Source organism: Salinisphaera sp. C84B14, from assembly GCF_040361435.1.
GTDB lineage: Bacteria > Pseudomonadota > Gammaproteobacteria > Nevskiales > Salinisphaeraceae > Salinisphaera.
The window spans coordinates 1-24980 of sequence record NZ_APNL01000018.1; the positions used below are offsets into that span (position 1 = coordinate 1).

At 64.7% G+C, this 24980-nt stretch carries 20 protein-coding genes; 8 read left to right on the top strand and 12 right to left on the bottom strand.

Annotated features, from left to right (window positions below):
- Positions 1-119 precede the first annotated feature (119 nt).
- The 4 genes from C84B14_RS14570 (at position 120) to C84B14_RS14585 (ending at position 3261) form a co-directional block, all read left to right on the top strand.
- Positions 120-773 (top strand): rhomboid family intramembrane serine protease, encoded by a 654-nt coding sequence (locus C84B14_RS14570; RefSeq protein ID WP_348766260.1) that lies wholly within the window; start codon positions 120-122, stop codon positions 771-773.
- A 350-nt stretch (positions 774-1123) separates the two neighbouring features.
- The gene (locus C84B14_RS14575) at positions 1124-2215 is read left to right on the top strand and encodes a TRAP transporter substrate-binding protein (RefSeq protein ID WP_348766261.1); all 1092 of its coding nucleotides are present in this window, start codon (positions 1124-1126) and stop codon (positions 2213-2215) included.
- Between the two features lie 37 nt (positions 2216-2252).
- Entirely contained in the window at positions 2253-2729 is a 477-nt protein-coding gene (locus C84B14_RS14580; RefSeq protein ID WP_353225158.1) for a hypothetical protein, read from the top strand.
- Positions 2730-2733: 4 nt separating this feature from the next.
- Entirely contained in the window at positions 2734-3261 is a 528-nt protein-coding gene (locus tag C84B14_RS14585; RefSeq protein ID WP_353225160.1) for an ankyrin repeat domain-containing protein, read from the top strand.
- 55 nt (positions 3262-3316) lie between these two features.
- Here C84B14_RS14585 and C84B14_RS14590 read toward each other — a convergent pair whose 3' ends face one another.
- From C84B14_RS14590 to C84B14_RS14600, 3 genes are all read right to left on the bottom strand, one after another.
- On the bottom strand, positions 3317-4693 hold the full coding sequence (locus C84B14_RS14590) for a TRAP transporter large permease (RefSeq protein WP_348766266.1): 1377 nt from the start codon (positions 4691-4693) through the stop codon (positions 3317-3319).
- Positions 4694-4730: 37 nt separating this feature from the next.
- Positions 4731-5303, bottom strand: coding sequence for a TRAP transporter small permease subunit (locus tag C84B14_RS14595; RefSeq protein WP_353225162.1), 573 nt, complete (start codon positions 5301-5303; stop codon positions 4731-4733).
- A gap of 184 nt (positions 5304-5487) precedes the next feature.
- Complete coding sequence (locus C84B14_RS14600; RefSeq protein ID WP_353225164.1) at positions 5488-8232, bottom strand: penicillin acylase family protein; 2745 nt, start codon at positions 8230-8232, stop codon at positions 5488-5490.
- Between the two features lie 202 nt (positions 8233-8434).
- Here C84B14_RS14600 and C84B14_RS14605 point away from each other — a divergent pair, with 202 nt between their 5' ends.
- Positions 8435-8935 (top strand): CC0125/CC1285 family lipoprotein, encoded by a 501-nt coding sequence (locus C84B14_RS14605; protein WP_348766264.1) that lies wholly within the window; start codon positions 8435-8437, stop codon positions 8933-8935.
- A 202-nt stretch (positions 8936-9137) separates the two neighbouring features.
- Here the strand turns inward: C84B14_RS14605 and C84B14_RS14610 are convergent, their stop codons facing one another.
- The 4 genes from C84B14_RS14610 to C84B14_RS14625 are packed head-to-tail and all read right to left on the bottom strand — an operon-like array spanning position 9138 to position 11553.
- A complete protein-coding gene (locus tag C84B14_RS14610; RefSeq protein WP_353225166.1) occupies positions 9138-10013 on the bottom strand; it encodes an energy transducer TonB in 876 nt (291 codons plus the stop codon).
- Complete coding sequence (locus C84B14_RS14615; protein ID WP_353225168.1) at positions 10010-10411, bottom strand: ExbD/TolR family protein; 402 nt, start codon at positions 10409-10411, stop codon at positions 10010-10012. Before C84B14_RS14615 ends, C84B14_RS14610 begins: the two co-directional genes overlap by 4 nt.
- Positions 10408-10818 (bottom strand): ExbD/TolR family protein, encoded by a 411-nt coding sequence (locus C84B14_RS14620; RefSeq protein WP_353225169.1) that lies wholly within the window; start codon positions 10816-10818, stop codon positions 10408-10410. The genes C84B14_RS14615 and C84B14_RS14620 overlap by 4 nt, the downstream gene beginning before the upstream one ends.
- 9 nt (positions 10819-10827) lie before the next feature.
- The gene (locus C84B14_RS14625) at positions 10828-11553 is read right to left on the bottom strand and encodes a MotA/TolQ/ExbB proton channel family protein (protein ID WP_353225171.1); all 726 of its coding nucleotides are present in this window, start codon (positions 11551-11553) and stop codon (positions 10828-10830) included.
- A gap of 212 nt (positions 11554-11765) precedes the next feature.
- Between C84B14_RS14625 and acs the strand changes: the two genes are divergently transcribed.
- Together acs and C84B14_RS14635 are read left to right on the top strand one after the other, a co-directional pair.
- On the top strand, positions 11766-13721 hold the full coding sequence (gene acs, locus C84B14_RS14630) for an acetate--CoA ligase (protein ID WP_353225172.1): 1956 nt from the start codon (positions 11766-11768) through the stop codon (positions 13719-13721).
- Positions 13722-14051: 330 nt separating this feature from the next.
- On the top strand, positions 14052-15233 hold the full coding sequence (locus tag C84B14_RS14635; protein ID WP_353225174.1) for an acetyl-CoA C-acetyltransferase: 1182 nt from the start codon (positions 14052-14054) through the stop codon (positions 15231-15233).
- Positions 15234-15623: 390 nt separating this feature from the next.
- Here the strand turns inward: C84B14_RS14635 and C84B14_RS14640 are convergent, their stop codons facing one another.
- The 4 genes from C84B14_RS14640 to C84B14_RS14655 form a co-directional block, all read right to left on the bottom strand.
- Entirely contained in the window at positions 15624-17336 is a 1713-nt protein-coding gene (locus C84B14_RS14640; protein WP_353225176.1) for a methyl-accepting chemotaxis protein, read from the bottom strand.
- A gap of 126 nt (positions 17337-17462) precedes the next feature.
- Positions 17463-19082, bottom strand: a complete 1620-nt coding sequence (locus tag C84B14_RS14645) for a TolC family protein (protein WP_353225178.1) — start codon at positions 19080-19082, stop codon at positions 17463-17465.
- On the bottom strand, positions 19079-22171 hold the full coding sequence (locus tag C84B14_RS14650) for an efflux RND transporter permease subunit (RefSeq protein ID WP_353225180.1): 3093 nt from the start codon (positions 22169-22171) through the stop codon (positions 19079-19081). Before C84B14_RS14650 ends, C84B14_RS14645 begins: the two co-directional genes overlap by 4 nt.
- The gene (locus C84B14_RS14655; RefSeq protein WP_353225182.1) at positions 22168-23364 is read right to left on the bottom strand and encodes an efflux RND transporter periplasmic adaptor subunit; all 1197 of its coding nucleotides are present in this window, start codon (positions 23362-23364) and stop codon (positions 22168-22170) included. Before C84B14_RS14655 ends, C84B14_RS14650 begins: the two co-directional genes overlap by 4 nt.
- Positions 23365-23587: 223 nt before the next feature.
- On the opposite strand from C84B14_RS14655, the gene C84B14_RS14660 reads away from it, so the two are divergent.
- Positions 23588-24163: an HNH endonuclease gene (locus C84B14_RS14660; protein WP_348765934.1), complete on the top strand. Its 576-nt coding sequence runs from the start codon at positions 23588-23590 to the stop codon at positions 24161-24163.
- 10 nt (positions 24164-24173) lie between these two features.
- Here the strand turns inward: C84B14_RS14660 and C84B14_RS14665 are convergent, their stop codons facing one another.
- A complete protein-coding gene (locus C84B14_RS14665) occupies positions 24174-24932 on the bottom strand; it encodes a DUF4197 domain-containing protein (RefSeq protein ID WP_353225184.1) in 759 nt (252 codons plus the stop codon).
- Between the last annotated feature and the right edge of the window lie 48 nt (positions 24933-24980).

Below are 24980 nucleotides of genomic sequence, written 5' to 3' on the forward strand. Positions count from 1 at the left end.
GTAATGTGCGATGAACCTTTTTTTATGCGTGCGCGGGTGGCGGAGTCGCGTGCCGTGTGCCCGCAAAAGACGATGCGGTATGCTTGGCGGGTTTAATTGCCAGCCGAGCTTGCCTGCCGATGCGACAGGACCCGTTTGCCGTTTCCAGCGTGCCGCCGATGATCAAATGGCTCTTGATCGCGAACGGGCTGGGTTTTTTGTTGCTGATGTATGCGCATGAGCCGGTCATGCAGTATTTCGCACTGTGGCCTTTCGGCGACTATCCGGTGCGTACGTCAGCGGGGGTAGGCAGCGTTGGCTTTCAAATCTGGCAACTGCTGACCTACGGTTTTCTGCACGGCGGTTTTGGTCATCTGTTCTTCAACATGTTCGGCCTGTGGATGTTCGGCCGCGTGATCGAACAGGTCTGGGGCGGCCAGCGCTTTCTGATCTATTACCTGGTTTGTGTCGTCGGCGCCGGCATCACCCAGGTTTTGACGCTGGCGGTGATGTCGCCGGGGCAGCCGGTGCCCACGGTGGGCGCCTCGGGCGGCTTGTTCGGCGTGTTGCTGGCTTTCGGCATGATGTTTCCGAACGCCCGGGTGATGCTGCTCATCCCGCCGATTCCAATGACGGCGAAATGGCTGGTGATCGGTTACGGCGCAATGGAACTGTTCTTTGGCGTGACCGGCACCCAGGCCGGCGTCGCCCATTTCGCGCATCTGGGCGGTATGGCGTTCGGCTTCGGGCTGATCACCTACTGGCGCAAGCAGGGCGGTGGCCCGCGTATCTGACGCCGCGCTGGCCGTGCTTATCGGCCCGGCATGAAAGTGGATGTTTTCCGGCTTGATAAATTGCCTGCAAGAAAGCACGCGCGCCACCGCCGACGGCGGCGAGGCGATCGGCAAACAGGCCACCACCGGGTGCCCGCCCGGTCAGCTTTTCTGGTTCAGGCATTAATGATGTCCGTGCTCGCGAGCACATCAACCGTTGGTCGACTTTTCGCGGGCCGGATTTTGCGGCAATCTGGCGGGATCGGCGCTTTTGCGTGATTGTGCAACGCGGTACGGGCCGAACATAACAAATTCATAAGCAGGCAAACGGCCGGCTCGTCTAACGAGCCGCGGCCGAGCAAAGGGGAGCCATGAGCATCAAACGTCGTCAGTTTCTAACCGGCGCGGCCGGCGCTGTTGCGGCCGCGAGTACCGTCTTTTCGCCCATGACGATCGCGCGCAACAAGAAGTATCGCCTGGGCATGGTCACGTCCTGGCCGTCCTCGATCGATACGCTCTACGGCACCGCCGAGTACATCGGTCGTTCCATCGAATACGCCACCGACGGCGATGTGGAGGTCGAGGTGTTTGCCGCCGGCGAACAGGTGGGCGGACTGGAAGTATTCGACGCTGTTTCCAGTGGCGCCTTTGCCATGGGGCATACGGCCTCCTATTACTACATCGGCCAGGATCCGACCCATGCGTTTTTCACCTCCATGCCGTTCGGCCTGACCGGCCAGCAGCAGAACGCCTGGATCGAGGAAGGCGGCGGTGGCGACCTCTGGAACGAGCTCAACGCCCGCAGCAACATGGTGGCATTCCTGGCGGGCAATACGGGCGGTCAGACCGGCGGCTGGTTCAATAAGGAAATTAACTCGCCTGCGGACCTCAAGGGCCTGAAAATGCGTTTTCCCGGCGTGGGCGGGCAAGTCATGGCCCGCGCGGGCGTCAATATCCAGAATCTGCCGGGCGGCCAGGTCTATTTCGCGCTCGAGCGCGGCGTGATCGACGCGGCCGACTGGGTCAGCCCCTATGACGACGAAATCCTGCAGCTGCACAAGGCGGCCAAGTACTACTACATGCCCAGCTGGGCCGAGCCCGGCGCCACCCTCGGCCTGTACGTGAACAACGATATCTTCAAGGACCTGCCCAAGGATATTCGCGAGACGATCCCGGTGGCTGCCAAAGCCGCCAACGAACGCATGTTTGCCCAGTACATGGCCCGCAACGGGCCGGCGCTCAAGCGCCTGATCGCCGGCGGTGCCCAGGTGCGTACCTTCCCCTCCGACGTGCTCGACGTGCTCAAGGGCTATACCGACGAAATCCAGCAGGAGCATGCCGACAAGAACAAGCTCTACGCCAAGGTCTACGATCAGTGGCAGGGCTTTCGCGACGAGGTGCGGGCCTGGACCGACGTCAGCGAGTACAACTTCCTGCGCTATATCAATGGCGATCTGAGCTAGTACTGCCCGCCAGAGCCGTCAGTATCGGAATCATGTGATGTCGGTAACGTTGCAATTACCCAACATCAGCGATCGTAATCTGGTGTTCGGCGTGTCGGAAACGAGAGAGATTTTTCTCTTTTTTTGGCCGTCACGCCGTTCCGCCATTCAGGGTTTGGCGATCAAGAATGAACACCGGCGATATGCGCAGGCACTTCTCATCGTTGCTATAGATGCGTCTTATACGGTGGGTTACGTTGAAATTTTGGTGAACACGTTATTCAGAAAGATGCCGCGGTTTAACGTGGGTCGCTTTGCTGCCGAGCTTGGACGCAGGTTTACGGCGCACTGGTGGAAACACGCGACTCGGGCAGATCTTCGTGATGCCCGAATATATGACACGGTGCGGGCGTCGATTGCGCTCAAGCAACGAGGTCGCTTTGAGCTACTGCTGAATTCTCTTGCGTCGGACGAGCTGGACAAATCGTACGTTGTTGTTCAAAGCGCGCCTACCACAGGCATTGCTTGGGTCTAACCCGATGAAAAAAACAGTGGCGGGCATTTTCGTGTTTGTCGTCCTCTGCGGCGTTTTGGCCGCAGGTTCACTCACCTACCATTTGTACAAGGCGTCGCCGGTCGAGCTGATCGTCTACATGCAGCCGGATGACTCTTCAGGCGTGCTGCGTTGGAGCGCTCGGCACGCGTTCTACGCCTTTCATCCGACCCCGGCTGAGGCTGCACAGCTCAGTGCCGAAGCGGGGGCCCGATACGCCGCAACGTTCCCGGTCCCGCAGCAGGCAGAAGCGTTGTTGAAGCACATGATTCGAAATGGTGTGGATATCAACAGTGTTGACCGCGCCAGCGGCTCGGGGCTCACTGCGTTGCACGCGGTTGCCCTGCGTGGCGACGCGCAAGCGGTGAAGCTGTTGTTGGATGCCGGGGCGAATCCGGACGCCACGGATAGTGCAGGTCGCACGCCACTGCAGCTTATCCGTAAAGCACAGGCGAACGGCTCGAAGACGCGATTCGCTGAAGTGGAACGAGAGTTGAGCGCGGCCAACTCATAGCCCCTATGCCATGTTGCGCCGACCACAACCAGCAATTGCCGATTGTGCGTGTCTTTTACTGCACCGCGTTGCTGAGCTGCGGCAGCCAGAGCACGAGCTGCGGGAACAGCCACAGCAGTACGATCGCGAACAGCTGCAGGCAGATGAAGGGCACCACGCCGCGATAGATATCGACAGTACGGATCTCGGGCGGCGCTACGCCCTTGAGATAGAACAGCGCGAAGCCGAAGGGCGGGGTAAGGAACGAGGCCTGCAGATTGACTGCAATCAGGACCGCGAACCAGAGCGGGTCGATGCCCAGCTGGATGGCGATCGGGGTGATCACCGGCACCACGATAAAGCTGATCTCGATGAAGTCGACAAAGAAGCCCAGCACGAAGATGGTGAGCATCGTGAAGAACAGGAAGGCAAGCGCGCCGCCGGGTAGATCGAGCAGGATTTCCTCGACCAGCTGCGGGCCGCCCAGCGATGCAAACACCATGGTGAACGCGGTCGCGCCCAGCAGAATGATGAAGACCATGGCCGTAAGTTTGACGGTCTGATCCATCACCGCGCGCAGGCTCTGCCAGTTCAGACGGCGGTTGATCGCAGCCAGCAATGTTGCGCCCAGAGCGCCCATGGCGCCGGCTTCGGTCGGCGTGGCAATACCGGCGAAGATCGTACCCAGCACGACAAGAATCAACGCCAACGGCGGCGCCATCATCACCAGCACGCGTCCGATAAGATGGCCGCGGCTGATAGCGCGTTCGCTGGCAGGCAACGCCGGTGCGCGTTCCGGATGGCGCAGCGCCACGTAGATGATCCAGAGCACGAACAGGCCTGCCAGGAGGATGCCCGGGATCAGTGCGCCCAGAAACAGATCGCCAATCGAGACCTGCATCTGATCGCCGAGGATGATCAGCACGATGCTGGGCGGCACGATCTGGCCGAGCGTGCCCGAAGCGGCGACCGTACCGGAGGCCAGACCCTTGTCGTAGTTGTACTTGAGCATCACCGGCAGGGCGAGTACGCCCATGGTGACCACCGAGGCGCCGACAACGCCGGTCGACGCCGCCAGCAGGGTGCCGACCACCACCACGGAAATCGCCAGGCCGCCGCGTACGCGTCCGAACAGCAGGCCCATGGTCTGCAACAGGTCGGAGGCCAGGCGTGATTTTTCCAGCATCACGCCCATGAACACGAAGAACGGTACGGCGACCAGTTCGTAGTTGTCCATGATGTTGCCGAAGATACGCCCCGGCAGGATATTGAGCCGGGCCATGCGAAACGCGGGCTCCCACGGCAGGGCAATACCCATATCCGGGAGCATGTCGCTGCCGATGAGGGTGAACAGCACGGCCGTGCCGCCCAGCGTGAAGGCCACGGGATAGCCGATCAGCAACAGGCCGATCGCGGTCGCGAACATCCAGAGAGCGAGGTAATCCACGGTCAGAGCCTGTAGTCGGGGTATGCGCGCATGGACGGCTGGCCTAGAGGCCCTCGGTTTCCTGGGTGGCGCGGTGGGCTTCGTTCTCGGCGAAGCCGGGCTCGCGGGCCAGATAGGCAATATTCTTGATCAGCTCGCTAATGCCCTGAAGGATGAGCATCGCGAACGCCACCAGCATGACGGTCTTGATCGGGTAGCGGGCCAGCCCGCCCGGGTTGGGGCTTTGTTCCATCACTGCCCAGGAGCGCTCGACATAGCCCAGGCAGAAATACAGCCCGAAAACGCAGAACGGCACCAGAAAGAACAGCGTGCCGAAGATATCGATCCACGCCCGGGCCCGTGGGCCCAGCCGGCTGTAGACGATATCCACACGCACATGGCCGTCTTCACGCAGTAGATAGGCTGCGCCCAACAGGAAGATCAGATCGAAGGCATAGGTCTGCAGCTCGAGATACACGTTGGCCGACAACTGCACGCCGAGATACTGGCCCAGATAGCGGGTAATCACGTTATAGGCGCCGAGCAGCACCATGGCGATGGTCAGCCACCACATCGTGCGACCGACAAACGTCGAGAAGCCGTCGATCGCGCGCGATACACCCAGCAGAATGTTCACTTTGTCTCCTTACCGGGCATTCGGAAAAACCCGCGTCCAGCGCGCGCGGGCAGGGCAGCGATTCTAGCCGACCCCATGCGCAAAGCCCAAGCCGGGGCCGTACCTGGACGGGGTACTGAGCGAATACGGTAAAAGTCCCCGAAAAAAGCCCGGCGCGCTGTTGCGCACCGGGCCATGTCACCGACTATTGCGTGTCGACGGTGGCTTCGATGGTTTCCGTTTCCAGATTGGGATCGGCGGCAATATCGGCCTGGCGATAAAGCAGCGGGCGGTAATTCTTGTTCGAATACCGCTGATCCTGATCGGAGAAATGCGGTGAGGTCGCATCGTCCGACTGGCTGTAGCTGACTAGCCCATAGCCTTCGGGACCGGTGTCGCCAAAGCTGAGGCCAAAGTGCCAGCTGGTGCCGTAGCCGATCAGCCAGCCCTCGTTGGGCGTGCTCGACAGATCGCCGGTGCCGGGGATCGTGCCTGCCGGCGCATAGCGTGGATAGCGGGTTCCGTCTTCTACCGGGCTCGTATCCGGGCGCACGATATTGAAGCCGCCTTCCAGGTTCTGGTTGCCGTGCCATTCGATCGGGCTGCCCGACTTCGCCGGCGCGCCGTTAGGCCGAGTGCCGGCCGATTGCTGCACCTGCTGGACATCGCCGAGGCGTGCGGCATAGGCGATGTTCACCTGATCGAGCCGGTTCAGGCCGCGAGCCAGCGAGGCCAGCATCGGATCCTGGGCCGGATCACTGGGTGCGGCATTCGGCGTGCTCGGCGTGGTTTCCGGACTGGCCGGATCGAAGTCCACCGAGAACTGCGCCGGGAAGGTCGGGTTGTAGTCCGCCATGAACACGCGGAACACGTGGGCGCCGGTGCTGTTCACGTCGTAGACGCCGTCCCAGTTCGCCAGCGCAGCACAGCCCGCGGCAACCGAGCGGCTGCCCGAGCCGGTGTTGATGGCCGTATCGCCAGCGTTTGTACAGCGGGTGCGCAGTTCGTCGAGCAGGGTTTCGGCGTAGTAGGCGCGGTTGGAATACAGGGCCTTGATGATTTCCTCGCCGGTGAACTTGCCGTCGCTGCCTGCGGGGGCCACCGTTGACAGCCCGGGGTCGGTCGGATTCTCAAGCATCTTCAGGCCCATGCGCGTACGCGGCGAGAGAATGCTGTTGGTCTTGCCGTAGAGCGGCGAATAGCCGGTCAGGAAGGCATCGGGATTGGTTGCCCAGTAGCTGTCGTTGGAGTTCTGGACATAGTCGCGGCGCTCGAGCTTGGGCGCGCCAGCATAGGGTACGCGGCCATCGCAGTCGCCCTCGATCCAGTCGTTGAGCGAACGGCTGCCGTCGAGCAGGGTCACGCCGGCGTCGAACAGGCCGGCTACGACCGGGTTGAAGTTTATCCGCGACTGAAACGCCTGCAACGCGCCTTGGGATAGCTGCGGAACCGACGTGCCGTCGATATAGAAGGCCTGCCCGGAAGCGTCGGCATACATGGTGTTCACCCACAGCACGCTGCCGCAGGCCTGGAAGGGCTGCTTGAACTGGGTGAGGTTGGAGGCCCGGCCCATGTTCAGCCACTGGTCCACCACCTGGCGGGCGGTTTCGGTATTGGCGTCACGATAGGTCAGTGCCGATGCGCGGCCGGCGAACTCGCCGCCCCAGGCCGGTAGGTTTTCATTGATGACGTTGCCGGCGAGCATGGGGCCGTATTCCGAGAAATAGAACTCGCGCTGCAAAGTGGTGGGGGTGGGCGAACCGTTGGCGACCTGGATCGACAGCGTCTTCGACTCGATCTTTTTCGCCTCCCCGTCCTTGATATAGGTCATCCAGGTGGAATCGCTCGTATCCAGCGTCAGGTCATAAAGCGTGAAGTGCTGGGCCGTGGATACGGTATGGGTCCAGGCGATGTTTTCATTGAAGCCGATCAATGGCACCACGATGCCGATCAGGCCGGCGCCGTTGACGTTGTAGACGCCCGGCACGGTGAGCTGCATCTGGTACAGGCGCCGATTGCCGGTATAGGGGAAATGCGGGTTCGCGAGCAATGCGCCCTTACCGTTTTCGGTCATTTCCGAGCCGATACCCCAGCCGTTGCTGGCCATGCCGCGATCGTTGAAGTCGGTCTTGGCGCCAATCGATTCCGGGGTGGCGGCACGCGCGAACCGGGCGAGCGCCTGAGCGTCGAAAGCGTCGGTCGATGCCGGATCGGCGCTGGCAAGGCTCGACGACGACTGGGCTGTTGTGGCCGCTTGGCCGGCCGGCCTCGGTCCCGGGTTCGTTTCTGGGGGCACGGCCAGGAAAATCGGCCCGCCGGTGAACTGATCGCCGCTCGCATAGAGCGCCACCAGCTGATAGTAGGCATAGACATCGGTCGCCGAGATCGGGCGTACCCAGGGTCCGCTGTTGCACTTGGCGGGCAGGTTCTGCCGGCCCGTGTCGTTTAGGTACTTGTTATAGCCGGCGGCAAAACCTCGCAGCATGGCCTGAGAGGGCGCCGAGAGTTCATCGAATTCGGCCTGGGCTTTTTCGTACAGCCCCAGCGCCTTGTAGCTGAAGTCGGTGATGATGTTGATGCCGATCGGCAGCTGTGGGCTGAGATTCTCGCCCGGCCCGTAATACATCGCCCGTTCGCCGCGCGCGCGCACGATCGAATCCGCGATGAGGCAGATATTGTCACGGGCCTGAACATAACCCGAGCCGAAGGCGACCGATTCGAGGTTGTCGGCGGTGATATGGGGTACGCCGCCGGTGGTGGTCTGTACCCTAGCCGACAGCTGGCCATCGGGCGCGCTGATCTGGCTGTCGCTCAGTGCGCTGGGCCCGGTATCGCGGTTATTGCTGCGGTCGTCGTCGCTGCTATCGGAGGAACAGCCGATCAGGCCAACGCCCAGGCACAGCGATACGCCGGCTGCGACCAGCGGTCGCTTCCAAGCAAATGTTTTCATGGTCTCCCCTCGAATTATCGATTTTGTTTATAACCCGGACCGATGCCTAGGCTGCGCTGAACGGCCGTTCGGTCGTGAGTCGATCATAGCTCGACGGTTCGCGTTTTGCACGGTCGGCACGCGCGCGACCTGTGGGCCGGGCCGGGTGAAATATCGTTGAATGTTTGCATCCGCCGGGACCAATCGGCGCTATATTGACGCTATGAACACGAGATTACTGTCGATCATCCTCTGCAGCACGCTCCTGGCCGCCTGTGCCAGCGGTCCGGCCTATCGCGCCGCGCCCACGGCCGATGGCTACGGCTATCGCGATACGCAGCTGACCGCCGATCGTTATCGCGTGAGTTTTTCCGGCGACTACGGCATGGCACGCGAAACGGTCGAGAATTTTGCCCTGTTCCGGGCCGCGGACTTGGCCGTCGACCACGGCGCGACGCGTTTTCGTATCGTCTCGCGTGATACCTCCCCGGTCACCAGCAACTACGGCGGCGGGCCGAGCACGAGCATCGGTTATGGCTGGGGCTACCCGGCCTGGGGCACGAGCATCGGGTATTCGACCGGCGGTTCGAGCCGTACGCGCTATGAGGCGGTGCTCGAAATCCAGCTCGGTGATGAAGTGCCCGAGCAGGGCGCCGAGGTCTACGACGCGAACGAGCTCAAGCGCAATCTTTCGGCCGCGGTCGCAGCCGGCGAGCAGCGCTAGTCACGCCAATCGATCGGGCGGGCGCCGCTGGCCGCTTTGATCCGACCGTTGCGGCTCTGGGTTGTCTGTCCGAACTGGCGTGCGAGCCGTGAGCTGCACGGTAAGTTGCAGCTATCGATTCCCGGGCGCTGAACACCACGAATCGTCGTGGTGGTCTTTGTGGCCGTTGCGGTCTGGCCTCTGATCGCTGCGGCGACAGCGCTCAGCGCAGCTGAAACCTCACCGGCACCGTCAGGGCCAGCCGTTGCATGGATACGCTGTCCGGCAGGGCCGGTAGAGGGTCGGCCTTGCGGATCATGTCGCGTACCGCTTCATCGAGTAGTTCGTGGCCCGAGCTCTGGCGTATCTCCCAGTCCAGCACGTGGCCGTTGCGGTCCATGACGAAATAGAGAAGTACCGTGCCTTCCTGGCGCAGCCGGCGTGCACGACGCGGATAGTCCTTATAACGCTGCAGCCAGGCGCCGAGCTCGGCACGATAGTCCGGCGGCGTGTCCGATACGCTGCCAGTCGTGCCCTGTTGGGTGGTCTGGGCGGTCTGTGGTGCCTTGGCCGGTGCGTTGGTCCGGTCCTGGCCGCCGGCGGCCTCGGCGTTCGCGTCTCGCCGTGCGCTACTGCTGGCCGTGCGCGACTCGGGCTCGCTGCGCCGCTCCGGCTTGGGCTCCGGCCGCGGTTCGGGCCTGGGTTGCGGTTTGGGTTCGGGCTTCGGCGCCGGTTTGGGCTCGGGCTTTGGCTGGGGCTTGGGTTTCGGCTCCGGTACCGGTGTCGGCTCGGGCTGCGGTTCCGGCTCGGGCTCGGGTTCTGGCTCGGGGGCCGGCTCCGGTTCTGGTTCTGGCTTCGGTTCGGGTTCCGGTTTCGCCTCTGGCTCGGGCGTATCTTCTTGCTGTTCCACCGCGTCGGCAGCGACCTGCTCGGGCTGGGGTTCGCCCTGGGTCGGGGCAAGCGCAATGCGTACGCCGGCCGCGCCCGTGTTCGCGGTGGTGATGGTGTCGTCCAGCTGAAAGCGCAGGAACAGCGCGGCATGCGCGGCGATGGCGATCGCGAGCACGATCACCCAATGATGCAGGCCGATGCGTTTCATGGGTCTTTGTGCTGGGTCAGCAGGTTGACTTCGGCGATGCCGGCGCTGCGCAGGGTGGCGAAAAGCCCGCTCAGGGCATCGGCCTTCAGGCCGCCGTCGGCACGGATCTGCAGCGGCTTGTCGTCCGGCCAGTCGGCCAGCGCATCGGCCAGAGCATCACGCTCGATCGGCTTGCCGCCGAAGGCCAGGCGCCCATCGGCGGCCACTGCCAGCACCTGGTTTTCCAGCTGGGTGGACTGCTCGGTATCGGCCGTGGCAGGCGGCGTGAGTTCGAACGGCGGGTTCTGTGCCAGAACCCCGGCCAGCATGAAAAAGATCAGCAGCAGGAAAACGATGTTGATCAGTGGCAGCACGTTCTCTTCGGTGGAACGCGGCCGCTTGGGCGGTGCAACGATCATGGCCGATCCGCCTTGGCGCCCGTGGCCAGCGACATGGGGGCGACCCCCGCACCGGCGAGCGCGTCGAGCGCGCCGACGGTGACATCGAGCGTGGCCTCGGCCTCGGGCTGTACGATCACGGCCGATACATTGCCGGCTTCGATCGCGGCGTTCAGGGTTTGGGCGAGCGAGCGCGTATCGCGGCTGGCGCTGCCGTTGTAGTGCAGGGTGCCGTCCGCATCCACCCGCACTACCGCAGGCGGCGTTTCACCGGGCGCCGCTTCGCTGGTGCCGGTGGCCAGGGTGATAGGCCGCCAGTCGGTGAAGCTCGTGGCCAGCATGAAGAACACGAGCAGGATGAACACCACGTCGATCAGCGGCGTGAGGCTGATCGAATGGGTACGCCGCTCGAGTGTTTCGATATGCATGGCGCTGGCTCAGGCGTGGGCGGTGGACGACTGTGTGCTGGCGCTCGTCTGCGCTGTCTGCGCCTTCGTATCGCCCTGATTGAAGGCGCCGACTTCATGCCGCGTGAAGAAGCGGGTCAGGGTGTCCTGCATGTCTTCGTGCAGGCGTTCGACCACGCGTTCGCACCAGTTCAGCGCCGCCACGGCCGGAATCGCTACCACCAGACCCACCGCGGTGGTGAGCAGGGCTTCCCAGATACCGTTGGAAAGCACCGACGGGTCCACCTGGCTGCCGGCGTTCGCCAGCTGCTGGAAGGCCGTGATCATGCCCATGACCGTACCCAGCAGGCCGAGCAGCGGGGCCAGTGAGCCAATCACCTCCAGCGGGCGGAAGTAGCTGCGCATCTGGCTGAGATGGCGCGCGCCCACGCGGGAGGCCTCCTCGCGCACGACCGTTACGTTGGCGCCGGCGTTGACCCCGCGCATCGCCACGCCCAGCGTGTCGGCAATGGGGTTGCGCTCGTCGGTGAGGGCGGCGATCGCGCCCTGTCGGTCGCCGCTGTGCCACTGGTCCAGCGCGGGCGCGATGAAGCGGCGTTTACCTACGCGCACGCTCGCATACTGCCAGCACTTGAGCAGGATGATCGCCAGCGCGATCACCGACATGGCCACCAGTACGGCCACTACCGGGCCGCCGAGGCGCAACAGATCTATCAGGCCGGCCAGATCGAAGACCGCGGAACTATCGGGTGTCATGACAGTTTTCTCGACTGTGGGACGTTAAAGGCATTGCGCGACAAGGCGCGGGAGTATGCAGCAAACCGAGTCCAAATGCGAACGATTATTATTACCGATGCGGACCCTGCGGTTTGGCGAACGTGCCGCTCCATGCGCCTTTCGTCTTATGCAGACAGGCTTTGCAAGTGCGTATGCTGATTCGTGTTTGCAACTACGCATCGGGAGACTCCATGGCTGATAACAAGATCGAATCGGTTCTGAAAGAGGATCGACAGTTCGATCCGCCGCAGGCGTTTCTGGACAGCGCCACGCTCAAGGCTGCCGACGTCGACGCTCTGTATCAGGCCGCCGAGGCCGATCACGAAGGCTTCTGGGCCGATCAGGCACGCGACAAGATCGACTGGCACACGCCGTTCAATCAGGTTCTGGATGAATCTGACGCCCCGTTCTTCAAATGGTTCGCCGACGGCGAGCTTAACGTCTCCTACAACTGCCTCGACCGGCATCTGGACAGCCGCGGCGACAAGACCGCGATCATCTTCGAAGGTGACGATGGCGAGGTCGAACACATCAGCTATCGCGAGCTGCATGCCCGCGTTTGCCGCTTCGCCAACGCACTCAAGGCCAACGGTCTGGGCAAGGGCGATCGCGCGGTCATCTACCTGCCGAATATTCCGCAGGCGGCGGTGGCCATGCTGGCCTGTGCGCGTATCGGCGCGATTCATTCGGTGGTGTTCGGCGGCTTCTCCGCGGTATCGCTGCGCGATCGTATCGACGACGCCGAAGCCAAGATGCTGATCACCGCCGACGGCAACTACCGCGGTGGCAAGCTCATTCCGCTCAAGGAAACCGCCGACAAGGCGCTCTCCGAAGGCTGCAAGAGCATCGAAAAAGTCATCGTCTACAAGCGCTCCGGTGCCGACGTCACCATGGCCGACGGCCGCGACCTGTGGTGGCACGACGCCGTCGACGGCCAGGCCGACCAGTGCGAGCCGGAATGGGTGGATGCCGAGCATCCGCTGTTCATTCTGTATACCTCCGGTTCCACCGGTAAGCCCAAGGGCATCCAGCATTCCTCCGGCGGCTATCTGCTGGGCGCGATCTGCACCTGTCGCTGGGTATTCGATCTCAACGACAGCGACGTGTTCTGGTGCACGGCCGACGTCGGCTGGGTGACCGGGCATACCTATATCACCTACGGGCCCACGGCCTGTGGTGCGACCCAGGTGATGTTCGAAGGCGTGCCGACCTATCCGGAAGCCGATCGCTTCTGGAAGATGGTGGATACCCATCAGGTCACCATCTTCTATACCGCGCCCACCGCGATTCGCGCGCTCATGAAGCAGGGCGACGAATACCCGCAGCGCCACGCGCTGGACAGCCTGCGCCTGTTGGGCACGGTCGGCGAGCCGATCAACCCCGAGGCCTGGATGTGGTATCGCGAAATGATCGGCAAGCAGCGTTGCCCGATCGTGGATACCTGGTGGCAGACCGAAACCGGCGGCCACATGATCACGCCGATTCCTTCCAGCACGCCGACCAAGCCCGGCTCGGTGGCCAAGGCGCTGCCCGGCATCGCGGCCGATATCATCGACGAGTCCGGTGAACGGGTCAGCGACGCCAACGCCGGCGGCATTCTGGTGGTCAAGAAGCCGTGGCCGTACATGCTGCGCACCATCTGGGGCGACCCCGAGCGCTACAAGGACACCTATTTCGGTATGTTCGACGAACATACCTATGTCGCCGGCGACTCGGCCCAGCGCGACGAACAGGGCAACTTCCGTATTCTGGGTCGCATCGACGACGTGGTGAATATCTCCGGCCATCGCATGGGCACGATGGAGGTCGAATCGGCGTTGGTGGCCCACAAGGCCGTGGCCGAGGCGGCCGTGGTCAGCCGTCCGCACGAGGTCAAGGGCGAATGCATCGTGGCCTTTGTCATCCTCAAGCAGGACGGCGGCAGTGATGAGCTGGCTTCGGAACTGCGCGACTGGGTGACCGAACAGCTCGGCGCCATCGCCAAGCCCGAGGAAATCCGTTTCGCGGACGGTCTACCCAAGACCCGTTCCGGCAAGATCATGCGTCGTTTGCTGCGCACCGTGGCGCGCGATGAAGAGATCACGTCGGACGTGTCGACGCTGGAAAATCCGCAGATCATCGACCAGCTGCAGGCCAAGGGCAGCTAGCGTCGAGGGTGGTTGAACAAGCGGCGGCGCCGACCGGGCGCCGTCGCTGACGATCGCAGGGGGTGGCTGGCCCGGTGTTGCGCGTTGCGCACGCCGGCGCCGGCCTTTTTTATGCCCGTCCTATGCCGCTTGCCGCTCGTGTACAAAGTTCTGCATGCAGCGAGAGCGTTGATTTGCGCACATCCCGCCTGGCTGATGGCGGCCTCCTGAGTCTCACGCATACGCACGACGCCGCGAGTGCCCGGCGTGCGCCGACAGGCGGATTTTTCGTAACATGGCGGCCATCTTGCCGCTGTGCGGCAATCCATTCCCGTTCTGGAGTATCGCCACGTGAAAGACAACATCGTTATCGCCGCCGCCGGGCGCACCGCGATCGGCCGCTTCGGCGGCACCCTGGCCGGCATCGGCGCGACCGAACTCGGCGCCCATACCATTCGTGCGTTGCTCGCCCGTCACGATATTCCTGTCGACGCGGTTGACGAAGTCATCATGGGCCAGGTGCTTGCGGCCGGTGCCGGCCAGAATCCGGCGCGCCAATCCTCGATTCGGGCCGGGCTGGGCGACGCAACGCCCGCGATGACGATCAACAAGGTCTGCGGCAGTGGCCTGAAGGCGGTCATGCTGGCCGCCCAGGCCGTCGCACTCGGCGATGCCGAACTGATTGTGGCCGGCGGCCAGGAGAACATGAGCTCGGCGCCGCATGTGCTACCGAATTCGCGCAACGGCAAGCGCATGGGCGACTGGGAACTGGTCGATACCATGATCCGCGACGGCCTCTGGGATGCCTTCAACGGCTACCACATGGGTCAGACCGCCGAGAACGTGGCCGAAAAATATCGGGTTTCGCGTGAGGAGCAGGACGAATTCGCCGCGCGCTCGCAGCAGCGCGCCGAAGAAGCGCTCAAACATGGCCGCTTCGAGGACGAAGTATTGCCTATCGAAGTGGCGCAGAAGAAAGGCGACGCCATTTCCTTTGCCCGCGACGAAGGCCCGCGCGCGGGCGTGACCGCCGAAGGTCTCGCCGGGCTCAAGCCGGCCTTCACCCGCGACGGCACGGTGACCGCCGGCAACGCCTCGGGCCTGAACGATGGTGCAGCCGCTGTGGTCGTCACCACCCGCGAAAAATGTGACGCGCTGGGTCTGACGCCGCTGTGTCGTATTGCCGGCTATGCCAATGCCGGCGTCGACCCGGCGTTGATGGGCATTGCCCCGGTATCGGCCACCCAGCGTTGCCTCAGGCGGGTTGGCTGGCAGGTCGCCGATCTCGACCTCATCGAGGCCAACGAGGCGTTTGCGGCCCAGTCGGTCGCCGTGGGTCGACAGCTCGAATGGGATAGCGACAAGGTCAACGTCAACGGGGGCGCGATCGCGCTGGGGCACCCTATTGGTGCATCGGGCTGTCGTGTGCTGGTCACCTTGATCCACGAAATGATGCGCCGCGACGTGCAGAAGGGTCTGGCGACCCTGTGTATCGGCGGCGGTCAGGGCGTCGCTCTGGCAGTCGAGCGCTGAATACGCCGGGCGTCATTTATTGGCGGGTCTTGTAAACCATTGATCGGAATGCGATTCGTTTGGGCGCGCCGGACGTGCTCCAGCAAACGGGCTAGGCCTGCGAACGCGCATGGCACCGGTTTTGCATCGGTAGAGGCGTACAGCGATTTTGCGCCGTGTTGTTCTCCTCCAATACGCCCGCGCCAAGTTTTCTACTGAGTCGCTGTACGATCGCGGCTTCCGGCCGGCGCAGCGCGCCGGCCGGTTTTCTATGCGCCACGAATTAAGAATCCCGCGGCGGTTTGGCTGGATTGATCCGGCCCTGTAGCCGCACGACGACCGCGACGGCTCACGGCCTTGCCCGCATCCCGATCCGGTGACTGGCTCGGGGCTGCGCCAATGTCGAGGGGGCTAGAACGTCTGCCACTCCATATCGGCATCCTCGTCGTCCTTAGACGCCGCGGCGCGCGTCTCTGGCGATTTGGCCGGGGCCCGGCTCGGTGCGTGCGCCACGGTTGTACGGGCTGGCGCCGGTGCGGGTGTGGCCGGGGACGTGGGCGTAGCCGCTGTCGTAACGTCGAGCTGGAATACCGCGACCGCCTCGCGCAGCGTGCGGGCCTGGGCTTCCAGGGCGTTGGCCGCGCTGGAGGCTTCCGAGACCAGGCGCACGTTGTGCTGCGTGACCTGATCGAGTTCGGTCACCGCCTGGTTGACCTGTGCAATGCCGCGGCCCTGTTCTTCCGATGCCGTGGCGATTTCGGTCATGATCTGATCGACCCGCTTGACCGCCGACACCACCTCGTTGATCGCGCTGCCGGCCTGATCGACCAGCTTCGAGCCGGCGTCAACGCGGTTCACCGATACGTCGATGAGCCCGCGAATCTCTTCGGCGGCCTTGGCCGAGCGGGTCGCCAGGTTGCGGACTTCGCCGGCGACCACGGCAAAGCCGCGGCCCTGTTCGCCGGCGCGGGCGGCTTCGACCGCGGCGTTGAGGGCCAGCAGGTTGGTCTGGAAGGCGATCGACTCGATCATGTCGATGATCTGGCTGACTTCGTGCGAACTGCGGCTGATGCCCTGCATCGTCTCCACCACCTCATCGACGATCTTGCCGCCGCGTTCGGCGGTGGCCGAGGCTTCGTGGGTGAGCTGGCGGGCCTCGCGGGCGTTCTCGGTGTTCTGGTCGACGGTGGAGGTCAGCTCTTCCATGCTGGAAGCGGTCTGCACCAGCGAGGCCGCCTGTTGCTCGGTACGCGCCGACAGATCACCGTTGCCGCGGGCAATGGTCTGGGAATCGCCGTGAATGGCGTCGCTGCTTTCGCGGACCTGGCCCACGGTATCGGCCAACGCCCTTTGCATGTGCGTCAGCCCGGCGAACAGGCGACCGATTTCGTTGTTGCCGCGGCTCTCGATACGCCCGTGCAGATTGCCCCCGGCAATCCGCTCGACATGGTCGACCAGACGGCCCATCGGACGGGTGACGTTGACGGTGATGCCCCAGACCACGACGACGATCAGCAGCACGGTCGCCAGGAAGGCAATGCCCATCGCGATTTCAAGCCCGATCGCGGTGCGTTGAAAAGTGTCGTAGAGCGCGCTGCCCTGTTCTTCCACGAGCTCGAAATAGCCCACCGCCTGGGTGGTGAATTGCTGGGTCAGGCGTTCGGCCTCGTCGTCGAGGGCCAGATAGGTATCGCGATCGCCGGCCGCCAGTGCACGAATACGCGGCACGACGGCGGTATCGAGCAGCGCGCGATAGGCCTGTTCGACCTGTGCCACCTGTGCCTGATAACGCGGCGTGAAGTCCGTGGCGAAAAAGGCTTGGAACAGCGCATCGACCGATTCGGCTTCCTGGCTGAGCGCATCGGCCGTGGTTCGGGTCGTGGCGGTGGTACCCAGCGCCTGATAGTTGTCCTGCACGTGCAGCCGCAGGTTGAGCAGGGCACTGTTGGCCCGATTGAGCTGGGATTTCTGTTCGACCTGGACATCGCGCACCTTGGCCAGCGCGCCCTGGCTGTACCAGATTGTGTAGCCGCCGATCGCGCCCACCAGCAGCAGCAGACCGGTAAAGCTGGCCAGCACCAGCGCCCAGCTGGTCTTGACGCTCATGTTGTCGAGTAATTTCATCACAGGCTCGCGAGGCTCAAACCATCGCCGCGGTGGCGCGGCGAATCCCAGTGGTCTTTATATCGGTCGCGAGCGCGTTTTCTTTTGCCGGTTCCGGTCGTTACATCGGCGAGACGTTGTTTGCCACTAGCCGCGCCAGGGCAGGGCCGGTGGCAGCTCACCGGGCGCGTCTACCAGTCGACGGGTGAGCAGGCTGCCGTCGGCAACGTACAGATCGATCAACGCCTGGCGATAAGCGATGAAGGCGTCAATGCGGTCGAGTTCTGCGGCCAGCAGGTCGCGCTGGGCCTGGGCGACGAGCAGGCCGGTAGAGCGGCCGACATCAAAGCGGGCCTGTTCGGCCTCCAGGGTCTGGCGTTGCAGGCTGACGGTGGCCGCGCTGGCCTCGATCTGGGCCGCGGCGCGTTCGGCCTCGATCAGGGCATAGCGGACCTCGGCCTCGATCACCCGTTGCAGGTTGTCGAGGCTGGCTTCGGCCTGGCGCACGCTGGCCTGGGCGCGCTCCTGCAGCGCGCGCCCTGCCCGGTTGCCCAGCGGGTACTCGAATTCCAGCGCCCCGGACAGGTCGTAGGTATCGCCGCCGTCGAGATTTTCGTAGGCGCTGCCGTAATTGCGTGCAAAGCCTGTCTGGCCGAGGGTGACGAACAGATCCAGGCGCGGCAGCAGGCCGTTGCGGGTGGCTACCACTTCCAGCTCGTTGCGGGCCACGTCCAGGCGCGCCTGATTGAGCTCGGGCCGGCGTTGTGCGGCGAGGCTGACATAGTCGGCCGGTGCATCGAGCGGTGCCGCGTCGGTGGCCACCTCGGTGGCAGGTTCGACGGCGCGCTCGTAACGCAGGCGCTCGGGCGCGCTGATCAGCTGCAGCAGGCGGATACGCAGACGCGCCGCCTCGGCCCGGCCGTCGATGAGGTCCTGGCGACGGCGGGCCGCTTCGGCGGCGAACGCAGCCTGTTCGACACGGGCTACCGTACCCGCCTCGATCCGCAGCCGGGCTTCCTCGGACTGGCGCTCGGCCACCTCGACCGCGTTGTTCAGAATTTCGATACGCCGGCGTGCGCCCAGATAGTCCCAGTAGGTGCTTTCCACATCCGCCACCAGCGACGTGACGAAGCCGCGCAGTTCGTAGGCCGAGGCCAGGGCATCGGCCCGTGCCTGGCGCAGCGTCACGAGATTGCTGGCCACGCCAAAGCCGTTGAGCAGGGCCTGGGTCAGGGTCAGGCCGACCCGCGTGCTGGCCTGGCGCGGCGATCGGTTGGACTCGCTCAAGTCCTGTTCCACGCTCAGTTCGAACTCGGTGCCGGTGGGCAGGGTCTGGCGAATACCCGCGCGTGCGGCTTCGCCGTCGTTGCGCACATCGAAGTTCTGCTGAATGTCCTCGGACACACGCTGGGCCACTTCGCGCGAGGTTTCGATGCGTGCGAATACGCTCGGGTCGAACACTGCCCGTTCGACCGCGGCGAAGGTGCCGGCGATCACCGGCTGCAGGCGTTGTGCGGCCAGCGACGGGTTGTGTTCGACGGCCATCGCCACGGCTTCCTCGACGCTTAGATCGAGCCGGTTGCGCTGGCCGAGCGCCGCCAGTTCGTCGTTGCTGGGCGGCGCGCTCGTGGCGGCCGGCTCGGCGGGCTGTCCAGGCAGCGGTTGCTCTGGCCACACCAGGGCCTGCGGGTCGAGAAAGGCGCCGGCCGGCGCAGCACAGGCAGCCAGCACCAGCACGGCCCAGCGGTATCGCCGTGCCGCGCTCATGTCGGCACACCTTGTCGCTGTGGCCAGGCCCGGTGCACGCCGGTATAGACCACCGGAATCACCACCAGTGTGATCAGCGTGGCGGTGGTCATGCCGCCCACCACGGCCCGTGCCAGCGGCGCCTGCGACTCGGAGCCCTCGCCCAGGCCGATCGCCAGCGGCAACAGCGCGAACACGGTGGTCGCGGCGGTCATCAGAATCGGGCGCAGCCGGCGCCGGCCGGCCTCGCGTACGGCATCGACCGGGCCGATGCCTTCGCGCTGCAGCAGGTTGGCCTGGTCGACGATGAGAATCGCATTGTTGACCACGATACCGATGAGCATCAGACAGCCCAGCAACGACTGTGAATTGAGCGTGGTGTTCGTGAGCATGAGGGTGGCGACCACGCCGATCAGCGCCAGCGGCACGGTAACCATCACGATCAACGGGTCGATCAGCGATTCGTACAGACAGGCCATGACCATATAAACCAGCAGCAGCGCCAGGGCGACGTTCACGCCGATCTCGCGAAACGCGGCCTGCTGGGCTTCGTATTCGCCCACCAGCTGCACGTCGTAGTTGGCGGGAATGGCGATATCGTCGAGCGTGGCCTGTACGTCCTCGACCACCGAGCCCAGGTCGCGCCCGGCGATATTGGCGTTGACGCTGACCAGCCGTTGCTGGTTGCGTCGATCGATTTCGATCGGCCCCGTGGCTTCAACAATCCGGGCCACGTCGCCCAGGCGGACCCGGCGACCGTCGCCGGCCGGCACCGGCAGGTCGAGTATCTGATCGGGGCTGACCTGGCGCGGATTGGCCAGCTGTACCCGTACGCGCACTTCGTCGCCGTCGTCGAGGAAATAGCCGGCGTTGGTGCCCGCGATGGCCGTTTCCACGGTTTGCCCGATCGCCTCGACCGTGACGCCGCGATCTGCCGCGGCCGCGCGGTCGATGATGACGTCGCGCTGCGGTGCCGAGCCTTCGCGCGAGGCGCGCAGGTCGGTGATGCCCTGGATATCGGCGATGCGCTGCTGGATACGTTTCGACAGGCGCTGCAACACGCCGAAGTCGTAGCCGCGGATCTCGATTTCCAGGCTTTCGTCGGCGCTGCCCACGTCCAGCATGCGGAAGAAGAACGGCTGGCGCACGCGTACGCGTACCTCGGTGTCGGCCAGCTCCCCGATCGCCGCGCGCAGATCGGCCGCGACCTGCTGGCTGCTGCGCGTACGCGCGCCGGCCGGCGGCAATTCGATACGAATATCGGCCTCGGCCCCGGCATCGGCGCGATAACCGCCGCTGCCCACCGTGGTGACGACGGACACGGCATCCGGCACCACGCGTCGTACCACGGCTTCGGCCTTGCGGGCCTGGCTGTCCATCAGGGCCAGACGGGTGCCGGGCGGCATTTCCAGGCCCACGCGCACCTCGCCTTCGTCGGTGGCCGGCATGAATTCGCTGCCCAGCTGGGTAAAGCCAACGAGCGCGGCCAGCGTGGCAAGCACCGCCGCGGCGATCACCCGCCGCGGCGCGGCGAGCGCGCCTTCGAGCAGGCGACGATAGCCGCCTTCGAGGCGCGCGTACGCGTTGATGCCGACCTTCTCCAGCCGGCGTAGACCCGCGCCCGTCGGCGCCTTGCGCCGGCCCACGAAGCGTGCCGTGAGCATGGGCATGATCGTGAGCGCTACCACCAGCGAACAGGCCAGGGCCAGGGCAACCACGATCGCCAGCTCCCGGAACAGCTGGCCGGTAAGCTCGCGCGCGAACAGCATGGGGATGAAGATCGCCAGCGTGGTGAGCGTGCTGGCCACGATCGGGCCGGCCATTTCGTTGCTGCCGGCCACCGCCGAAACATGGTCGGATTCGCCCAGCTCCAGGCGTCGACGCTGGATGTTTTCGAGCACCACGATGGCGGAATCCACCATCAGGCCCACGCCCAGCGCCAGCCCGCCGAGCGTCATCAGATTGATGGTGTAACCAAAGCCGTACATCAGCGCAAAGGTGGCGACCAGCGATACCGGAATGGCCACCGACACGGCCAGGGCGGCGCGCAGGTGGCCCAGGAATACCAGCAGTACGACGAAGGCCAGCACGCTGCCGTAGAACAGCGCCCGCGAGACGTTGGCGATCGAGCGATTGATATAGTCCGCGGTGTTGAAAAACGGCGTGATGCGCACCTGCGGGAACTCGCGATTGAGTTCGGCCACCTCGCGGGTCACGCGTTCGGCCACCTCGACGGTATTGGCGCCGGACTGCTTGCGTACGCCCATGCGCACGCCGCGTTCACCGCCGATACGCACCAACCGTTCGGCGCGTTGCTGGGTGTCGCGTACCGTGGCCAGTTCGCCGAGCGTGATCGGCGTGCCGTCGCGTACCAGCACCACCGCCCGGCGCAGATCGTCGAGATCGGCGAATCGCCCCGGCGTGCGCAGCACCAGCTCCTGATTGCCGATTTCGATAGCGCCGGCAGGCAGGTTGCGGTTGGCCGCGGCCAGCGTATCGCGGATATCGGTCAGCGACAGGTCGAGTGCGCGTACGCGATCGATATCCAGATTGACCTGAATCTCGCGCTCGGGCTCGCCCCAGATCTCCACTGCGGCCACGCCCGGAATCTGCTGCAGCCGATACGACAGCTGATTATCGATGAGCCGGCGCAGCTCGATCGGGTCGATGCCGCTGGCCAGGCCCAGGCCCATTACCGGCAGGTCGGCGGTATCGAACTTGCGCAGGCGCGGGCGGCCGGCATTTTCGGGCAGTTCGTCGAGCTCCGAGAACAGCCGGTCGCGCACATCGTTGGCGGCCGCGTCGATATCCACGCCCCAGCCGAAGCGCAGGGTCACGTCGGCCGTGCCCTCCACCGAGGTGGACTCCATTTCCTCCAGGCCGGGCGTGGCGGCAACGGCCTGTTCCACGCGGCGGGTGACCAGTTCTTCCATGGTCTCGGGCGCGGCATTTTCATAGTCGACCGAGACGGTCAGCGACGGCGTTTCGATACTGGGCAGCAGGTCGACCGGCAGGCGGCTCAGGCCCACCGCGCCGAACAACAGCGCGATCGCCATGATCATGCAGGTCGCTACCGGACGGGCGACCGAAAATGCCGGCAGGCTCGTCATGCGCCGTCGCTCTCGCTGGCCGCCGAGCGCGCGGCGTCGTCGTCCACGGCGACCTCGATGCCGTCTTCGAGCTGAGCCTGGCCGAGCGTGACCAACGGGCCTTCGAGCGTGTCGGGGGCACGCAGCGCGGCGCGATCGCCCTCGGTGAAGGCGACGTCCACGGGCACGAAGCGGGCGATACCGGCCTGCGAATCCACAACGAACACGCCGTCGCGGTCGTTACGGCGAACCAGCGCGGCACGCGGCACGACCACGGCCGAGTCCAGCCGGTTGGCGACCAGGCCCACCTGCACGAACATGCCGGGGGCAAGACGGCCTTCGCCATTGGGCACGGTCAGCTCCACGCGGGCGCGTCGGGTTTCGGGATCGAACACCGGCGCGATACGCGCGATTTCGGCCTTGAAATCTGCGCTTTCGGCCCCGGCGATACGCAGCCGGGCCGCCTGGCCGCGGGCCAGCTTGGGATAGAGCGCTTCCGGAACCTGAATCACGGCGGTGAGCGTATCGACGGCCACCACGCGCAGCAGCGCTGTATTGGCCGCGACCGTATCCCCCGGCTCTGCCATGCGTTCGCCGATCTGGCGTGGACCCTGGTCGGCGCCGGACCAGTGCGCACGGATATCGGTATAGCCCAGGCGGATACGCGCGGTTTCGACCTGCGAACGCGCCTCGGCGATGTTGGCACGCGCGACCGTGGCCGCCGCGCGCGCATTGGCGCTTTCTGCCTCGGCGCTATCCAGTTCGGCGGTGGCGGCAATGCCTTTTTCGTTGAGCGAGCGCACCCGGGAGAGCGTGCGTTCGGCGGTGCGTGCATCGCTGCGTGCCTGCTCGTACTGGGCACGGGCGACCTCGAGCCGGGCTTCGGCCTCGGCCAGCGCCTGCCGGTACTCTTCGTCGTCCAGGCGCACCAGCGTCTCGCCGCTGTCGACCCGGTCGCCGATATCCACGGCGACGGCCGCGATCTGGCCGGCAATCTTGGGGGCCACGGTCAGCGTAGCGCTGGCCTCGAGCGTGCCCGAGAACTCGCGGACATCGGCAATCGAGCGCCGCTCGGCGGTTTGGGTTTCCACCGCCACCCGAGCGCCCGCTGCGGCCTGCGGCGGCGCGGCATCATCGCTGCGATAGCCGAACAAGACCAGCACGCACACCAGAATGACGGCGCCGCCCGCCAGTAGCCATACACGCCGGCTCACCGGGCATGCTCGCGCGGTCGTACGGCGTGCATCCGGGGTTCGAAAACTACGGTATTGGGTTTGACAGGTGCGTCGATACGGCGTTGCGCACGATCACAAATATCCGGTAAAACAAGGTTCATGCGCGTCAACATACGGTCATATCGCCGTGTGAGGGTAACCCGCAAACCGGTCGGCCCGCGCCGTGGCCGGACGCTGCGGTTGCAACAGAGGATGAGACGTCGTGGCAGCAACGATCCCACGCATACTTAAACTGGATGCCGGCGGCCTGCCCGTGGAATGGGTGGACTGGCGCGAAGCGGTCGGCCTGTACTTTACCGACAAGATCGCTTGGGAAGCCGGCAGCGAAAAGATCTGCCTGCGCGGTGGCCGCTCGCGTTCGACCGGCCTGCGCAGCCAGATCGAGATCGATTCCATCATCGCGGTACGCGATCGTTCGCATCGTTTTGCCCGTAATCTGGTGCCGGCGTTGACGCGGCGGGAGCTGTTCCACCGTGATGGCGGCCTGTGTCTGTACTGCGGTACCCGGCTGAGTTTCTCGCAGATGCAGATCGAGCATGTCGTACCCCGTTCGAAAGGCGGCGACCATGCCTGGACCAACGTGGTATCCACCTGCGAAGGCTGCAATCGTTTCAAGGACGACCGTACGCCGGAACAGGCCGGCATGACGCTGTTGGCCTTGCCCTACGAGCCCAATCTGGCCGAATGGCTCATTCTGGCGAATCGCCGCATCCTGGCCGACCAGCAGGCGTTTCTCGAACGCCTCGCCCCCAAGCGCCACGCGCGTTTCGACGGTTAACGCGCCGGCGTTATCGGGACACGGTAGAGAACACCTTCTCGGCGATCGCGCTGCCGGCGGCGGTGGGGTTGGCGCGAATCTTTTGCTCCTGCTGGCCGATGACCGCAAACAGCCCGTCCAGCGCCTGCTGGGTGACATAGTCGTTGACGTCGAGATTCATGCCCGGCACGAACGCCAGCATGGGCTTGGCGCGCGAGGTCAGCGCCTCGTAGCGGGATACCGCCTGCGACTGGGCGGTGGTGTTGGCGATGATGGGCTCGAACCTGGCCGCCAGATCGTCGCCGGCGTGTTCGCGCAGGTAGTCGGTGGCCGCCGTGTTAGAACCCTGCAGGATGTCGTAGGCATCGCGCACGCTCATGTTGTTGATGGTTTCGCGCACGATTGGCCCGGCTTCCGCAGTGGCCTGCTCGGCGGCTCGGTTCATGGACAGCTGGAAGCTGTCGAGCTGGTCGCCAAAGCCGGCGCCGCGCAATGCCGACGAGGCCTGGCCCATCCAGCCGGGCAGGGGGATACGGCGTGCGGTATTGCCCCAGAAGCCGTCGGTCTGGCCGAGCTGGGTCACGGCGGCCGAAGCGCCGTCGGCCAGTGCGGCACGCAGGCCGCTGACGACCTCGCTTTCCGGCAGCTGGCGAGCGCTGGTGTTGGTCTGTGAACCCTCCATTTCGCCCATGAACTGCTTGAAGCGATCGCCCAGGCTCTGGGCGCTGACGGTGGTGGCGACCGCGGCCAGCGCGCCGCTGGCTATGATCCGGATAAGTGTGCGTCGCATGGGAGAAGGGTCCTTGGGTCGTATGTCTGGGCAAGCTTTGCACAGCCT

Excerpts from the sequence above, each read along its gene's own strand:
- C84B14_RS14615 (WP_353225168.1), bottom strand. The coding sequence starts at position 10,411 with ATGATCGTTGCACCGCCCAAGCGGCCGCGTTCCACCGAAGAGAACGTG.
- C84B14_RS14570 (WP_348766260.1), top strand. The coding sequence starts at position 120 with ATGCGACAGGACCCGTTTGCCGTTTCCAGCGTGCCGCCGATGATCAAA.
- C84B14_RS14575 (WP_348766261.1), top strand. The coding sequence starts at position 1,124 with ATGAGCATCAAACGTCGTCAGTTTCTAACCGGCGCGGCCGGCGCTGTT.
- C84B14_RS14585 (WP_353225160.1), top strand. The coding sequence starts at position 2,734 with ATGAAAAAAACAGTGGCGGGCATTTTCGTGTTTGTCGTCCTCTGCGGC.
- C84B14_RS14580 (WP_353225158.1), top strand. The coding sequence starts at position 2,253 with ATGTCGGTAACGTTGCAATTACCCAACATCAGCGATCGTAATCTGGTG.
- C84B14_RS14650 (WP_353225180.1), bottom strand. The coding sequence starts at position 22,171 with ATGACGAGCCTGCCGGCATTTTCGGTCGCCCGTCCGGTAGCGACCTGC.
- C84B14_RS14600 (WP_353225164.1), bottom strand. The coding sequence starts at position 8,232 with ATGAAAACATTTGCTTGGAAGCGACCGCTGGTCGCAGCCGGCGTATCG.
- C84B14_RS14610 (WP_353225166.1), bottom strand. The coding sequence starts at position 10,013 with ATGAAACGCATCGGCCTGCATCATTGGGTGATCGTGCTCGCGATCGCC.
- acs (WP_353225172.1), top strand. The coding sequence starts at position 11,766 with ATGGCTGATAACAAGATCGAATCGGTTCTGAAAGAGGATCGACAGTTC.
- C84B14_RS14625 (WP_353225171.1), bottom strand. The coding sequence starts at position 11,553 with ATGACACCCGATAGTTCCGCGGTCTTCGATCTGGCCGGCCTGATAGAT.
- C84B14_RS14665 (WP_353225184.1), bottom strand. The coding sequence starts at position 24,932 with ATGCGACGCACACTTATCCGGATCATAGCCAGCGGCGCGCTGGCCGCG.
- C84B14_RS14645 (WP_353225178.1), bottom strand. The coding sequence starts at position 19,082 with ATGAGCGCGGCACGGCGATACCGCTGGGCCGTGCTGGTGCTGGCTGCC.
- C84B14_RS14605 (WP_348766264.1), top strand. The coding sequence starts at position 8,435 with ATGAACACGAGATTACTGTCGATCATCCTCTGCAGCACGCTCCTGGCC.
- C84B14_RS14620 (WP_353225169.1), bottom strand. The coding sequence starts at position 10,818 with ATGCATATCGAAACACTCGAGCGGCGTACCCATTCGATCAGCCTCACG.
- C84B14_RS14640 (WP_353225176.1), bottom strand. The coding sequence starts at position 17,336 with ATGAAATTACTCGACAACATGAGCGTCAAGACCAGCTGGGCGCTGGTG.